The 15,792-nt window shown below is 36.4% G+C and carries 14 protein-coding genes; 8 read left to right on the top strand and 6 right to left on the bottom strand.

Annotation, left to right across the window (positions count from 1 at the left end; translation table 11 throughout):
* Positions 1-164 precede the first annotated feature (164 nt).
* The 3 genes from H8700_RS07540 to H8700_RS07530 all read right to left on the bottom strand — a co-directional run bounded on the left by H8700_RS07540 (position 165) and on the right by H8700_RS07530 (position 3,365).
* On the bottom strand, positions 165-1,079 hold the full coding sequence (locus tag H8700_RS07540; protein WP_249304856.1) for an Rpn family recombination-promoting nuclease/putative transposase: 915 nt from the start codon (positions 1,077-1,079) through the stop codon (positions 165-167).
* 524 nt (positions 1,080-1,603) lie between these two features.
* On the bottom strand, positions 1,604-2,161 hold the full coding sequence (locus H8700_RS07535; RefSeq protein ID WP_249304854.1) for a hypothetical protein: 558 nt from the start codon (positions 2,159-2,161) through the stop codon (positions 1,604-1,606).
* A gap of 163 nt (positions 2,162-2,324) precedes the next feature.
* Positions 2,325-3,365: a helix-turn-helix domain-containing protein gene (locus H8700_RS07530; RefSeq protein ID WP_249304852.1), complete on the bottom strand. Its 1,041-nt coding sequence runs from the start codon at positions 3,363-3,365 to the stop codon at positions 2,325-2,327.
* An 830-nt stretch (positions 3,366-4,195) separates the two neighbouring features.
* Between H8700_RS07530 and H8700_RS07525 the strand changes: the two genes are divergently transcribed.
* Both H8700_RS07525 and H8700_RS07520 read left to right on the top strand, forming a co-directional pair.
* Positions 4,196-5,938 carry an ABC transporter ATP-binding protein gene (locus H8700_RS07525; RefSeq protein WP_330606336.1) on the top strand — a complete coding sequence of 581 codons (1,743 nt, stop codon included), beginning with the start codon at positions 4,196-4,198 and terminating at the stop codon, positions 5,936-5,938.
* A gap of 67 nt (positions 5,939-6,005) precedes the next feature.
* Positions 6,006-7,790: an ABC transporter ATP-binding protein gene (locus tag H8700_RS07520; protein ID WP_249304850.1), complete on the top strand. Its 1,785-nt coding sequence runs from the start codon at positions 6,006-6,008 to the stop codon at positions 7,788-7,790.
* Positions 7,791-7,818: 28 nt separating this feature from the next.
* Here the strand turns inward: H8700_RS07520 and H8700_RS07515 are convergent, their stop codons facing one another.
* The 3 genes from H8700_RS07515 to H8700_RS12580 form a co-directional block, all read right to left on the bottom strand.
* Positions 7,819-8,544: a LytR/AlgR family response regulator transcription factor gene (locus tag H8700_RS07515; protein WP_249304847.1), complete on the bottom strand. Its 726-nt coding sequence runs from the start codon at positions 8,542-8,544 to the stop codon at positions 7,819-7,821.
* A gap of 27 nt (positions 8,545-8,571) precedes the next feature.
* Positions 8,572-9,957, bottom strand: a complete 1,386-nt coding sequence (locus tag H8700_RS07510) for a sensor histidine kinase (RefSeq protein WP_249304845.1) — start codon at positions 9,955-9,957, stop codon at positions 8,572-8,574.
* Between the two features lie 100 nt (positions 9,958-10,057).
* Entirely contained in the window at positions 10,058-10,648 is a 591-nt protein-coding gene (locus tag H8700_RS12580) for an accessory gene regulator ArgB-like protein (RefSeq protein ID WP_408610851.1), read from the bottom strand.
* Positions 10,649-10,922: 274 nt separating this feature from the next.
* On the opposite strand from H8700_RS12580, the gene H8700_RS07505 reads away from it, so the two are divergent.
* The 6 genes from H8700_RS07505 to H8700_RS07480 all read left to right on the top strand — a co-directional run bounded on the left by H8700_RS07505 (position 10,923) and on the right by H8700_RS07480 (position 15,619).
* Positions 10,923-11,081 carry a cyclic lactone autoinducer peptide gene (locus H8700_RS07505; protein WP_022141459.1) on the top strand — a complete coding sequence of 53 codons (159 nt, stop codon included), beginning with the start codon at positions 10,923-10,925 and terminating at the stop codon, positions 11,079-11,081.
* Between the two features lie 202 nt (positions 11,082-11,283).
* A complete protein-coding gene (locus tag H8700_RS07500; protein ID WP_249304843.1) occupies positions 11,284-11,619 on the top strand; it encodes a LytTR family DNA-binding domain-containing protein in 336 nt (111 codons plus the stop codon).
* Positions 11,620-11,791: 172 nt separating this feature from the next.
* Positions 11,792-12,625, top strand: a complete 834-nt coding sequence (locus H8700_RS07495) for a hypothetical protein (RefSeq protein WP_249304841.1) — start codon at positions 11,792-11,794, stop codon at positions 12,623-12,625.
* 159 nt (positions 12,626-12,784) lie between these two features.
* Entirely contained in the window at positions 12,785-13,993 is a 1,209-nt protein-coding gene (locus H8700_RS07490) for a phenylacetate--CoA ligase family protein (protein WP_249304839.1), read from the top strand.
* A gap of 94 nt (positions 13,994-14,087) precedes the next feature.
* On the top strand, positions 14,088-14,345 hold the full coding sequence (locus H8700_RS07485) for an acyl carrier protein (RefSeq protein ID WP_249304837.1): 258 nt from the start codon (positions 14,088-14,090) through the stop codon (positions 14,343-14,345).
* 182 nt (positions 14,346-14,527) lie between these two features.
* Positions 14,528-15,619: a SpoIID/LytB domain-containing protein gene (locus H8700_RS07480; RefSeq protein ID WP_249304835.1), complete on the top strand. Its 1,092-nt coding sequence runs from the start codon at positions 14,528-14,530 to the stop codon at positions 15,617-15,619.
* Positions 15,620-15,792 lie beyond the last annotated feature (173 nt).

Raw genomic sequence — 15,792 nt, 5'->3', positions numbered from 1 at the left:
AGAGAAAATTGTAAGAGCAAATTATGTGTTTGAAGCAGCATGTATGATATCAAAGAGCAGATTTATATATTTGAAACAGCATTCACGATATAAAAGAGTAGATTTATGTGCTCGAAGCAGCATTCATAATATCAAAGAGTAGATTTATATGTTTGAAACAGCATTCACGATTCATCCGTATTATGCTTATTACGTTCTTCCAACAGTTCTGTTGCAATCTTTTCATTGCTCCAGTCAGGATGAGCCTTTATGCTTTCTAATATTTCTTCAATGGTCAATTGGTCAAATCCGAGCAGGGAAGCCAGTTGGCTGGCAGAAAATTGTTCCATATTAGTTCTTACCTGTCGGACGCAGGTTGATAATTCACCCAGTTCTTTTCCAACTTCTTTGCCAAGTTTTTCACCAATCTCCTTGCCAAGTTCAATGTTTTCTTGATCTCTTATCAGTAGTTTCATATATCTTCGCCTCCACTCTTCACTCACTTTGACCTCTGTGATCTCGTCCTTCAGCGATTCTGTATAGGTATCGGATATCTGACCGTTTTTTAGAAAATCCATCAATGCGGCAAATCCTTTTCCGAATTGCTTTGTGTCATTTCCGTAAGGATTGATCATGATCTTAACGGAATCGTCCTTCAGTTTCAGGGATGGATCGTCAACGCAGACATTTTCAAAACGGTAAAAACATCTTCCTTTTCTAAACGGATCGTAATTACAGATAAAGATCACATAGCTTTTCTTTAGCTTGTTATAGGATTCCCCTTTGTTTAGAATGTTCAGATCGATCATTCCCTGATAAAACCGCGATCTTTTAGGAAGATTTTTTTCATCGGTTGTCTGGATCTCGATATTATAGACAGAGTCCAGATCATCCTCTACATATACATCCAGCCGAATGCTTTTTGCATCGTATTGCAGATCAATTGTTTTTTGAAGTTCTGTATATCGGATGTCCTTGATTTTCTTTTGGAGAATGATCTCAAGCAGATGTTTGCAAAGTTCTTTGTTGCTCATCACAGCTCCAAACATAAAATCATCCCATATTTCCAGTTCTTCGAGTCTTTTGTACTTTCTTGTCATATGTTTCTCCATTTCTTGTGTTGGCAGAAAAATCTTACTTTTATATATTCGAGAAACATGATTTAGGCGTGATGCTCTGTCAGCGATAATCGATTGCTCTTTTCAATCAAACGAAAGGAATACCGCTCCAATAAATAAAAGCAAAACAGATTTTTACACAAAAAATGGTGTGTTTCTGCTTTTATTATATACAGCAAGCAGCTGCGTTTCAACCGGATTTTAGTATAAAATTAAGATTCTTCCTGAGGTTATTTTGTTGGATTTAAAAAGTAATAACTGTGTTTTGAAGTGTATTGATTTTGAAAAATTAGATAAAAATATAGAAGGAGTTGCTTTTTAGTGTAAGGTATATTTCTTACACTTCCAAAGAATATTTCATAGAATAATACGCTTTAGGAAAACGAAAATTTCAAAAGAGCGGGTTTATGTGCCTGAAGCAACGTTTATGATATAAAAGAGCGGATTTATGTGCTTGAAGCAGCAAGCATAATATAAAAGAGCGGATCGATGTATGGGAGCAACATTCACGATTCATCCGTATTATTATGTTTATTACGTTCTTCCAACAGTTCTGTTGCAATCTTTTCATTGCTCCAGTCAGGATGAGCCTTTATGCTTTCTGATATTTCTTCAATGGTCAATTGGTCAAATCCGAGCAGGGAAGCCAGTTGGCTGGCAGAAAATTGTTCCATATTAGTTTTTACCTGTCGGACGCAGGTTGATAATTCACCCAGTTCTTTTCCAACTTCTTTGCCAAGTTCAATGTTTTCCTGATCTCTTATCAGTAGTTTCATATATCTTCGCCTCCACTCTTCACTCACTTTGACCTCTGTGATCTCATCCTTCAGCGATTCTGTATAGGTATCGGATATCTGACCGTTTTTTAGAAAATCCATCAATGCGGCAAATCCTTTTCCGAATTGCTTCGTGTCATTTCCGTAAGGATTGATCATGATCTTAACGGAATCGTCCTTCAGTTTCAGGGATGGATCGTCAACGCAGACATTTTCAAAACGGTAAAAACATCTTCCTTTTCCAAACGGATCGTAATTACAGATAAAGATCACATAGTTTCTTTGCAAGTTGTTCTTTTAATATACACAGTTTCATTAGAAAAAAATATTGACATTTTTGCTGAAAAGCTAGCGGTTGTTTTTAGCAAATTGCATGATAACATCATGGTGTCAAAAGTTCCGAATGCTTCCGAAGGACTATTTCCTTAATAGGATTTTGCTCCACTGATCTTTACAAATTAATGTACTTTGATGCTTGTGTGTTCTGTTTCCTCCATTGTTTCGGAGTGATCCCCTTTCTTTTTCGAAATGTGCGGATCAGATGGCTGCAATCTGCAAATCCGGTTTCCTGACTGATATAAGTCAGATCATAATCGGTAAAATATAACAGATCCATTACTTTACTGATCCGGATAAATTCAATGTATTCTTTGCAGGACTGGTTATATGTCTGGCGAAACAGTTTAGCAAAATAGGAATAACTCATATTGCAGCGGTTTGCAAGATCTTGAACCTGCAGGGGTTCATTATAATGGCTGTCAATATATTGCGTGATCTCGTCAAAAGCCTGACTTCCCGAAGCGTTTTGTGTCTTGTGATGGTTCCAGTCGATCCCGTTCTTTTTCCAGAGCCGCATGATATTAGTCAACAGGGCAGTAGTATAAGAACTTGCCATGACATCGTAACCATATTGGTGTTTACGCATTTCATGAATACAAGAAGCTATCAGATCACCGGCATCAAAACCGGTCATTCGGTCTTTACAAAAGAAAATATTAGCCGGATCCTGTTCAAATGCGTAGAGAAGTGTTCTCGAAAAACTGGTTTTGAACTGATTACCGGTCTGCAAAAAGTTAAGGTCAAACTTTAGGACCTCATAATGAATATCCGTTTGTGGTGTTTGTGCGATCGTCTGGTCACACAGGATCGGATAGATCGCATTATGCTTCGGATTTGTCAGAGCTTTTGAAGCCTGATCATAGAGCCGGCATTCATCAGTCGATTTTTCTTTATAATAGCCGGACGGAAGAGCAGGATCACTCAGGACATCCACGGAATGGATCTTTTGCGGGCAGAAAATGATCATATCTCCGGGATGCAGCACATAAACTGCCTGATCACAAGTTGCTTCGATATGTCCTTTGGTCAGATAAATGATCTCAATGAAATAGTGCCAATGCGGAAGGATTGGAAAATTATGATCATTAGTGATATGAAAAAAAGCTTCCATCGGGTGGTTCAACCCGTCCGTATATTCAAATAGATTCCTCATACTTTCTCTCCTTGATTGATAATTGATAAAAAATAGAAATGTAATAAAATTATTTTGTCAAAAATTAATACTATTTTGTTATCATCAAACGTAAAACAGACTGCTTTTTCTGTGTGATATAAGTCTATATTGCCAAAAGGGAAAAAAGAAGTCAAGAAAAAAGAATCAAGCAAAAGAGAAAAGAAAATAGATTTGTTCTATTTTTGTATCATACTATTATATTATCTCTTGGAATTAATATGTATACTTGCAAAAGATAAAAAGAACAGCCATTTACGAAACAACATCACAAGAACGGCAAATTCTCACAACACAATGTATGTCCCATATGATATCTAAGTGTTGCAGTTTTATTTTGAGTTTTGTCTTTTCAGAGACACGACGGCTGTTTAGAATATCTGATTTTTAAGCTTTTTTGCTTATTGGGCGCGGGTCATAACTATAGGGGCGACTCAGTCTGAGTAGCATTGTTGTTTGGGACACGCTTCCGCTTCGCAAAGCCACGTAGCGCACACGTAGCACTGCAAAAAGCAAATACTTTTTTGCAGTGCAAGTGGCGACGGTCTTTGAGATTCCCAAACAGCAATGTACATCAGACCGGCCTTGCCCCTATATCAGATGAGAGCGCCCATAATAAGAGCAAAAAAGCAAAAAATCTTAGATATTCTTGACAGACGAAACAGTGCCTGAAAAGACAAAAACAAAATAAAACTGCCAGACACAGACATTACATAAGACATACATTGTGTTGTGAGATCGGGTATAAGATTTGGATGTTGTTTGGTAAATGGCATATGCATATACGATAGGAAAAAGCGAGAGGAGAGAAGATGATGACAGCGATGAAATGGTTTTATGCTTTCTTGAAAAAATACCGCCTGCGTATGTTCTTTGGTATGGTTTTAGTTACGATCTTAGCAGCAGCGGCACTGGCGAGTCCCTATATCTCCAAGATTATAGTAGATACCGTGATCAAAGGAGGAAAGACAGAATATCTGATTCCGCTTGTCGGGATCCTTGTCGGGCTTGTAGTCGTAAAGGGGGTATGCCGGTTTAGTTCACAGGTGCTTTTTGAAACCAGCTCACAGGGAGTTCTTTATGCGATGCGTGATAAGGTTTACCGCAAGCTTTTGATGGAAGATTTTGCTTTCTATAATAAGAATAGGACCGGAGATCTGATGGGACGACAGACCGGTGATATGGATGCAATCCGTCATTTTGTGGCATATGTCATTTATACGATTTATGAAAACATATTATATTTTGTGCTGGCATTGGTCATGATTTTTACAATCAATGTTCCGATGGCACTTTGCATGGTGATCGTATTGCCGCTGGCAGCACTTACAACATATTTGCAGGCAAAAAGTGTACATCCTGCATTTAAGAAATGCCGTGATGCATTTTCCGGTCTGAACACATTTGTACAGGAAAATATCAGCGGAAACCGCGTGGTGAAAGCATTTGCAAAAGAAGATTATGAAAAGGAAAAATTCAATGTGCAAAATGACATATACAGAGAAGCAGAATTAGGAGCTGCAAAGATCTGGAGAAGATATGTGCCGGTATTTGAGTTTTTATCCTATGTTTTAACGATCATCTTAATGCTTGTTGGCGGTATCATGGTAGTAAAAGGGCAGATGACACTCGGTGATCTTGTCGCAGTAAACGGATATCTCTGGATGCTGACAGTTCCTCTGCGTATGGCAGGATGGTGGATCAATGATGTGCAGAGATTTACTACATCTGTAGAAAAAATCTATGATACTTACAGTGCGGAACCGGATATCAAACGTCCGAAAAAGCCTGTGAAGCATAAAAAATTAGAAGGAAATGTGACCTTCAAAAATGTATCATACCGTGCCGATGATGAAGATATTCTTCAAAACATCAACTTTGATGTAAAAAAAGGTGAAACGGTCGGCATTATTGGGACAACAGGAGCAGGCAAATCAACAATAGTCAATCTGATGTGCCGTTTCTTTGATGCAACAGAGGGAGAAGTCTTAGTCGATGGTGTCAATGTAAAAGATTATGATATGCATGATCTGCGCGACAACATCGGTATGGCGATGCAGGATGTTTTCCTTTTCTCTGATACGATCGAAGGAAATATTGCTTATGGCAAGCCGGATATCAGCTTTGAAAAAGTCAAAGAAGTTGCCCGTATGGCGGATGCCAATCATTTTATTCAGAATCTTCCGGAAGGATATGATACGATCGTAGGTGAAAGAGGTGTCGGACTGTCAGGAGGACAAAAGCAGCGTATTTCACTGGCAAGAGCATTACTGAAAGAACCGGCAATTCTGGTATTGGATGATACCACCTCCGCAGTGGATATGGAGACAGAAAGTTATATCCAGAAGCAGCTTGAGAACATCGACCATGCCTGCACGATCTTTATTATTGCATACCGTATTTCTTCGATCATGAATGCGGATCAGATTCTGGTACTGGATCAGGGAAAGATCATTGAGCATGGTACGCATAAAGAGCTTCTTAAGAAGAATGGTTATTACGCTACCGTATATAAACACCAGTTCCCGGAAGCAGCCGATGCGGTCAGAGAGTAAGCAGGAAATGAAAAAGAGATATACAGTCTCTGAAAGGAGTCTGTATAGGAAAGGATGGTATAGATAAATGGCTAGAAACCGTTATGATATGGATGAAGTCTTAGAAGAAAAGTTTGATATCAATCAGGTAAAGCGGCTGGCAAAATATGTGGCACCACATAAGACAAAGATGCTTCTTGCTTTATTTTTGATGCTGTCATCTGCATTTTTATCAACATTTCTGCCAAAGTTTTTACAGCTTGAAATGGATGTATATATTCCGGATAAAAATATAACAGGGATTGTAGGAATCGTGCTTTTGACAGCAGTGATCTGTATCTATCTTGTTGTTTGCATTCGCTTAAAGATCACACTGACCATGCATGTAGGACAGGATGTGATACATCAATTAAGAGAAGATATCTTTGAAAAGCTGCAAGAACTTCCGTTTAGTTATTATGATGAGCGGCCACATGGAAAGATTCAGGTGCGTGTAGTCAATTATGTAAATAACCTGAGTGATATTTTATCCAATGGTATTTTACAAACGATCACCGATCTGTTTAACTTACTTTTTATTATTGGCTTTATGTTTTATATGAATGTCCGATTAACATTGATCTGTCTGTGCGGACTGCCGTTTTTGTTTCTGTTCATTGTGCTGATCAAAAGAGGACAGCGTCGGGCATGGCAGATACAGAGCAACAAACAATCGAATCTGAACGCATATATCTCGGAAAGTATCAATGGTATTCGTGTGACACAGGCATTTGTCCGGGAAGATAAAAATACAGAGATCTTTAATGATCTGAGTCAGAACTATAGAGATTCCTGGATGCATGCATCGTATTATGGCTTCGCAATGGGGCCAATGGTCGACCTGATCTCAACGATCACAACAGCCTTTGTCTACGTGCTGGGTGTTCATTATATAATAGATGGCAATGTATCAGGTGTCAGTATTGGTGTGCTGATCGCATTTACAGCGTATATCAGCCGTTTCTGGGCACCGATCAATACGATCGCAAGCTTTTATAACAGCGTGGTCACAGCAGTTTCCTATTTAGAAAGGATTTTTGAAACCATTGATGAGCCGGTAGAAGTAAAGGATGCCAAAGATGCAATCGAAATGCCTGCCATTCAGGGTAAACTCGAATTTGAACATGTGACATTCAGTTATGAAAAAGGAGTAGAAATCTTAAAGGATGTTAATTTCAGCGTTGAGCCGGGCAAAACCATTGCATTCGTAGGTCCGACCGGAGCGGGAAAAAGCACGATCGTCAATCTGATCAGCCGGTTCTACAATGTGGATAGCGGAAGAATCCTGATCGACGGTGTGGACATTTCGAAAGTGACTCTTCGTTCCCTGCGTAAACAGATGGGTGTTATGATGCAGGACAGTTTCATCTTTGGTGGAACGATCATGGATAATATCCGATATGGAAATAAGACAGCAACGGATGAAGAAGTGATCCGTGCTGCTAAGACAGTATGCGCACATGATTTTATCATGCAAATGGAGGACGGTTACCAGACACAGGTGAATGAAAGAGGAAGCCGTCTGTCCGTAGGACAAAGACAGTTAATCTCTTTTGCAAGAGCACTTTTAGCAGATCCGGCAATCCTGATCTTAGATGAAGCAACCTCAAGCATTGATACAGAGACAGAGATCGTTTTGCAGGAAGGCCTAAACCACCTTTTAAAAGGAAGAACTTCTTTTATCATTGCACATCGTCTGTCAACCATACAGAATGCAGACTGTATCATGTATATCAGCGATGGCGGTATCGCGGAAGCCGGAACGCATGAAGAACTTTTGCAAAAGCATGGAAAATATTATGAATTGTATGAAGCACAGTATAAGAGTGTGTAAAAGCCGGTTCAGAAAAGAAATAGCAGTATTAGCGCATTCGTACCGCAAATGCCATAAAGGCTTTTCGAACATCATTTAAGTAGGATCGTCCGATCTGCAGCGTCAGGTGATTCGAAAGCGAGATGGTAGTGCCTTCAATCTTATAGATGTGCTTCATATTTACAATATTAGAACGGTGACAGCGGATAAAGCAGTCGGGGAGATAACCGGCAATGGTATTCAGAGTAGATCTCTGTTTGAATATGTCTTTTGTTGTCAGAATATCTACAGAGTGTTTAAGACTCGTAAAGCAGATGATCTCGTTATATGGGATCTGCAAAGTGGTCTTATAGTCATTAAAGATATAACATTGATTGGAATGATCCTTTGTCAGTGCATCCATACAGCGCATCAGAGGTTCAAAAGAGACCGGTTTTAAAAGATAATGGAACGCACGGACTTCATACCCCTGAAAGACATATTCCGTAAAAGCAGTCAGAAAAATGATCTCTCCGTCAAAGCCTTTATTACGTAAATTCTGTGCGATCTGAATACCGTTCATAATAGCAGGATCATCTTCCAAAGAAAGCCTGATATCGAGAAAAAAGATATCGGCTTTTTTTATTATGTCTTCTGTAGCAAAAAGTTTCTCTCCGGAAGAATATACGTGGCAGGAAATCTGATGCCCGCGTTCTTTTGCCCATGTGTCAAGGTGATCGGTCAGCGTTTCACTGGCAGTTGCCTGATCTTCTACGATAGCAATTTCAAAAATCATGATAAATACCTCCCCTGTTTCATATCATCAGTTTGTTGATCCGTCAGGATCCTTGTCAGGATCTTTCTCAAGCAAAGGAATCATAATATGCAGCTTAAAATCCTCCTTGCCCGGATTAATATCAATCAGGCCGTCTGCCTGTTCTGCAAGTTCCTGTATTCTTTTTAGTCCGATTCCATGAGACAGGCGTTTTTTGGCTGTATCGGATTTTGTTGAGAGCAGCATACCATTTTTGTCAAACAGATACTCTCCGTTACTGCCATTTTCCATGTAAATGCCAAACATGTTTTGATAAGGCTGTATCGTGAAATTGATCCAGCACCGGTCTTTTTTGTCCGGGGAGATCTTTTCGCATGCTTCGATCGCATTATTAAAAAGATTTCCGATCAGAGAACACAGGCTGATATCATCAAGAGGGATTTTCTGAGGCAATAAGATAGAATAAGAAACCTGAATCCCTTTTTGCTTAGCGGCAGAAAGCTTTGTTGAAACAATGCAATCAATAGCCGTATTTCCGGTGCTTAAAAAATGATGAATGTTATCAATGTGTTTGCGGTAATCGGCAATGTATTCTAACAGCTTATCGTTTTTGTTTTGAGAAGCGAGAATTTCAATCGTATCAAGATACAGATTCATATCGTGCTTTAATGTGCGCAGATCATGTGTCATTTCTAAAATGTTATTAAACTGTGCCTGCTCTAATTCAAACTGTGCTTTCTCTTCCAGATAGGTTATGTTTTTTTGCTTTGCCACACCAAGCTGATAAACAAAGACTAAAAGCGATACAAAAAGAATCACAAAGAGGAAGCAGATGATTCCAAGGCTGTTTGCTATTTCGCGGGTAACTGTTTTTGTCGTTGTTTTTAAAGTGATTGCAAAAATATATTGTGCAACGATCATACTTGTCAAAGACAGAAAAGAGAAAGCAATTTTTTGACGCAGAGTGAAAAATAATTGCTTATCCGTCAGCAGTATTATCAAAAAGATAAAGAGCGACAGCAGACTGATATAGGTAAAAGTGATCGGTATACGAAAAGCTCCGCCCAGTAATATCGTATTCACATTTACATTTGCTAAAACAGTAGGAAGCAAAATGGTCATCATATCAGCAAGCATACAAAGTATCGTGTAGATAATGATCCAAAACAAACATGGAAATAACGGTGCATAAAAGAAATAAATTGTAAAAAGAAAACGCACAATATCAAAAAAACCGATCGTTATTAAAGTTGAGACACCAAAATGATTAAACACATATAATAATGCCACCTGACAGCATAAAAATAATGTTATTTTCTGCGAGCGGTATGGCATTTCTTTTGCTTTCATTTTCTTTTTGACCAGCAGATAGTATAAAAAAGCTTCTATCCCATTGATCATAATTTCCCAGAGCTGTAAAAACAGATAAAGCATTTCAAATCCTCCATGTATAAAAATCTCATCCTAATCCATAGTATCATTTCAAAATAACAGAAGCAAGAAGTGTCGTATGTCGTTTGGGACGTTTAGAATGCTACTCGTGCCTTGTGGATTGAGAAAATGAGTGAGTATGATCTGACAAAATACTTATAAAGGAAAGCAGAATTGTGTCTAATGTTGATATTGTTATATAAGATGTCCAGGACGTTGCAAGAAAAAAACAAATGGTAAATTCTATAAGAAGTATTATGATACTTTTCAATTTTTCGATATGTTTGCGGTGATCAGACAGATGCTTTTTAGGGTTGTTTACAGGAACAAGAAATACTGTATATAAAACGGAAATAATATATAAAATAAGAACAAACAGAGGATCCGAATAAATGGGAAAATGATGAAAAAGCATAGCGGTAATCCCAAGTAAAGAGGATATAGTAATACATAGAAAATGATTTGGAGCATGATAGCCACCGAAATGATTTCTAAGCAATACAAATGCGCCAAGCCAGATTAAGATTTGTGGAAACTGATGCATGAAAAAAGAAGCGATAATAATGAAAAAAATTGTTATAGATGAATTTAAAATACATTCTGTTCCATATATGTAAATATCAATCATATTTTGGTCGTCTGTATTATTTTTGACCAGTTGTTCTGTGATTTTTGATGCAATCTCGTGTAACATAATGTTTCCTTTCTGGTAGATAGTTATACCTTAATGTTAGCAGTGAAAAGGACTATTTTCAAGAAGCCGGATTGTTGTTTGTGTTGTTTAAAGTGCTGTTTATGCCGAAAATATATGTTTGCCTTGAGTTATCTTTTTTAAGACAAACTTGTATTAAAAAGGATATTCAAATGTTGTTTGCGTTGTTTAGATTGCTGTTCGTGCCATAAGGGATTGAAAATTGCAATGTATATATTATATTGAAGGTATTACACAAAGAAAGGAGGAGACTGGTATGGTATCAGAAAAAAAGACTTCTGTAGCTTTAAAAGCAATTTCATATATTGCAAAAAAGAAAGCTAATGCAGCATGTTTAGGTTTTGCATATGAACCGGATGTTCCAGAGAAACTGAAAAGTATGATGGATACAAAAGTGAAAAAAGAAAAGAATTAATATGCAGCGTTTTCTATGAAAACAAGAGAATGAAAGAATGAGAATAATAAATGGGTTCCAACTCAAGATTTGGGGAGAAGTTTTGAGTTGGTATATTAAGACAATGATTTAAAATGTCATATTTACAGGGAAGAATATAGACTTTGTCAAGAAGAGACGGGTTTTTGAATTATAACGTTATAAAAAGAGAAGGTGCAAAAAGATGAAATTGATATGTAGAGAAGGGGATGTGAACCTGACCAAGGATAATTTTGTCTATGCAGAGAGTGAATTGCATTATGTCGGTATATGGGTGTTAGAGAATGATGCACTACAGAAATATTCTTTGCGTATCACATTGGATGGTTTAGAAAAACAGATTACAGTATCGGATATATGGCGGATACATAAAAGTTATCTGGTAAATGCAACGTATGTTAAAGCAATCAGAAGATATGGGGTAAATCTGACTACAGGAAATATTCTTTCTGTTTCACAGGCAAAGTATAATGTAGTACAGCAAAAATATACGGAATATAACCACAAAATATGTAAATAAAAGTAAAAAAGATGCTATTTCTGCCAAAAAATCGTTAATTCTGCCAGAATGTTGAATTACATCTATAAAATGTGTATGGTGAAAATGAGATTTTAATTTATAAAACTATAAAATAATATTTATAAAAGCGGGGGGTGATATGCAGAGGTTGAAATAAAGAAACAGGGGTTATATGAAGCTAAGAAAAAAGAAGATATTATATGGAAAACAACAAAGTACGATCAAGAAAGGAGAAGCTTATATGCGAAAGGCCAAAAAATGTATTCTGGCTATATGTGTAGCCGTTTTATTAGTTGGAGTAGGTGCAGGTGTGCTTATATACCAACAGGTGCAGGGAAGTGAAAGCTTATGGGGAACATTTGCCAAGGAGCACAAAGAACTGGTACAAAAGTACCCGGACTGGTTTGATAAAAATGGTGAGTTTTATTTTAAAATATCCGAAAAGAAAAAGACCGGAGAATGGGATAAGATGTCTTGGGATGAACAGACAGGAAAAGAAACGCAGATACCGGAAGAGTTGATCAAAGCTATGACAACAGAGCAGTTGTTAGATGCCTGTGCAAGACATCCATTAGCAATAGCATTTTATAATCAGTTTGAAAAACCATATCAGACATGGGAAGATGGTAAATTTAAGGCATTTAATGGTATGGAGGCATTGATCCATCGAAAAGATGTATGGAATGTGTGCTATCAAGATTATATCAATTCGGAAATGCCACAGAATAAGAACGAGAAAGAAGAAAAAGTGGAATACTGTTTATACAGGCAGTGTCTGGATGCAGATATGCTGTTGAGTCCTAAATCATATGATCATTTTACAAAGAAACAAAGACAAATGATCATAAAAAAAACATCGGAAAATGCAAACATAGTTGATAATTCAGAACTATTAATGGGAAAAGCAAGTTGTTTTGTTAGTTTGTTATGTACGCTAGATACTGCGGATGATACTGAGACTCCGTGGGTAAAAGCAAAAGAAAGATATGATACTGCGAATGACTGATAATTCTACGTTTCTTGTCGTGAAAAGACGCAGAATATAGGAGGTTATTTTGCAATAAAACACAATGCCAGCCAAAAGACCTTAGAAAATTAGCTTTTGGCTGGTAGGATAAAAACGTTTTATTTTGTAAAAGGTGATAGAAAATAGGGGAGAAGAAGCATGGAAAAAGAAGAAATAGCAACATATGCATATGAAAATACGGAGTTTTATAAAGAAAAATGGAAAGATATTATGGAAGAAGGAAATGAATGGACATGGGATGAATTGCCAATTGTTTCGAAGAAGGAACTTGTTCATGCCGGAATTCAGGCGGTTTCGGCAGAGTATTATGCTAAGTTCGGCAGAGATGACATTATAACAGATTATACATCCGGTTCAACCGGAGAATGTATGGAAGTCTACACGACGCATAAAGAGCAGATCAGAGCATTATTATCTTTATGGTTATACAGAAAAAAGTTTTATGGAATTGATTCAACAGCAAGACTTTGCTATTTTTATACATTTCGAGATTGCAAAGGGGATGAACCATACGAATATTTTAAAAATTCATTAGGTTTTTCAAAAGGGATTCTGGAGCCGGAAAATTTACAATTTATATATGATAAGATGAAAGAATTTCAACCGGTATGGTTACTGTTACAGCCAAGTGTTGCAATGGTATTGGCAAGATATATGCTGGAAGAAGGATTAGAAACGATCACATCTGTTCAATACATTGAATTATCAGGAGAGATGTTTACGAAAGAGCAAAAGAATTTTATTAGTGTCGCATTTAATGCGGTTGTAGCAAGTCAGTATGGATGTAATGAAGTAGGAACGATCGCATACCAATGTCCCCATGGTAAGTTGCATATCATGGATCAAAATGTACATGTGGACATTATTAATCAGGGAATGATAAAGGAAGATTCTGATTATGGAAATATCATTGTTACCGGGAAAAATAACAAAGTCATGCCATTTGTAAAGTATAATACCGGTGACATTGGGAAGATATGCAAAGAAGGCTGTAAATGTTCCTATAAAGGAAAGGTATTAGAACTTTTTGCCGCAAGACAGAACGATCTGGTAAAAATCAATGATGAATGGGTATCAGCAGATATTTTCAAAAGAATATTTCAGGCAATGGAATGGAGTCTTGATGGACGGATATATCAATACCGGGTAGAACAAAAAGAGGAAAAAGTATTTGCGGTATATCTTGCAACGAATATGGAAAAAGAAGTTGTTCAGGATTGTTTTTGTCATTATGCAGCAGAAACCAGTCTATCAGGTAGCAAATTTTATTTTCAATTTTATGATTATATATTACCTGATTTGCAAACAGGAAAGTTAAAATTTTTTATCAATGATATAGTACAATAAACTATTTATAATAGGTTTCATTTTTATTGCACTGGTCAGATGAGTTATTTATGAGAAAAATATACAAAAGAAATAAAGAGGAGCAGTTTACATTATGGATAAAAAGGAAATATGGAGAAAACTTCAGCAGATAATATGGGAGATTACAGGGGATGATACGATTGCAATAGAACAGGATACTAAGCTGATCGAAGATTGTAATTTTGATTCATTGAATGTAATGGATATGTTGTCAGAAATAGAGCGTGTTTTCGGAGTAGATTTTATGGATCTGGAAGATTTTGAAGAAAAATTCAATGAATGTTCCATGTTGTGCGATGGAATTGCTGAGCTGATGGAGATTCATGAGTAGAAAGTAAGTTAAAATACTCATTAGAATATGTGTTTTTAACGTTTAGATGGATGAAGTAAATACCAAAAAGAGAGGGGGAAATATGCAAATGATAAGAGGAGGATAGTAGGAAAAAGAAGAAAGAGTACTGATTATTAATATTGGGTTAAAAATTTCAAATTGAAAGGAAAAGGTGTTAATTTATGGTAAGAATGGTTGAATTAAAAGGCATAAGTATTAAGGTGTTAATGAAAAAAGTATTTATTGTTTTATTAGCTATGGGTGTAATGTTGTCTAATTTAATTAATGTGAAGTTTGCATTTGCTAAGAGTTGTGATCAATATATTAGAGAGTACTATAATTGTATTAATACAAAAGATTATTCTGGTTTATATAATTTGTTTTGTCAAAGTTATTATGAAGAAACAAATTGTATATATGAAAATTTGGAAAATCGGAAAAATCATGTTGGTATATTTGATATAAAATCAGCAAAGGTGAAATCTATATGTAGAGAAAGTGATACTAAAAAATTTGAATTAGACACATATGAAAGTCGAGTGACTAGTATTTATAAAGTAACTGTTGAAATGAAAGTTTATACAGGAAAAGATTGTTTTGTGGCAGGTGATAATGTATGTTATTTTTTGTTTGATTCAAGTAATAAAATAGTGGGATGCTGGAACTTTGAAGAAGACGATTCTAAGGAAGCATCAGCAATTGCTACTGTTTCATATGATACACCAGTAGCGAATGTTAATAAAAATCCTGATACAATACGGGTGTATTATAATAATCAAATTCATAAGGTTGATTTCAATAAATACGTTAAGGTTGTAGAAAGATGCGAGGTTGGTTATTCTTCATGGAATTTCGAAGCATTAAAAGCATGTGCTGTTGCAATAAAAAATTATGGTATTGTTCGTGTTAAAAAGCATAAATATGCAGGTCAAGGATACGACGTAAAGGCTACAGAAGCAGATCAGGTTTACAATACAAAGAAAGAAAATATTCCAATCTGTAATGATGCTGTAGATGCTGTATGGAATGTAATTTGGTTGGATTCAAAGGATAGAGTTTTCCCAGGTTTTCATGTTCATAGTAAGTCATATAATTCTTATGCTGTAAAAAATGGAGGTGTTTTATCACAAACAGGTGCACAAAAATTAGCAAAGGAGAACGGATATGATTGGGTTAAAATTCTAAGGTATTATTATGACCGCAAAAAAGGTGTGGCTTATTACAATTCAGAAGTGGCAGTTGGTACAACAACATTTATAAATATATTTAAATAATATAGCAATATGAGAATAGACAATTAACATATGCTTACTTTATTGACAAAAAAATTATATAATGATGGAAAGGAAAATGATCATGAGAAAAATTTTAATGACATGTTTGTTAGCGGGGTTGTTTCTAACAGGATGTGGAGCGTCTGCTTCAAAAAATGAACAACAAACAAATG

Origin of the sequence: Jutongia hominis (genome assembly GCF_014384965.1) — a bacterium.
Classification (GTDB): Bacteria; Bacillota; Clostridia; order Lachnospirales; family Lachnospiraceae; genus Butyribacter; species Butyribacter hominis.
This window is presented reverse-complemented; position numbering and strand designations above follow the sequence as displayed.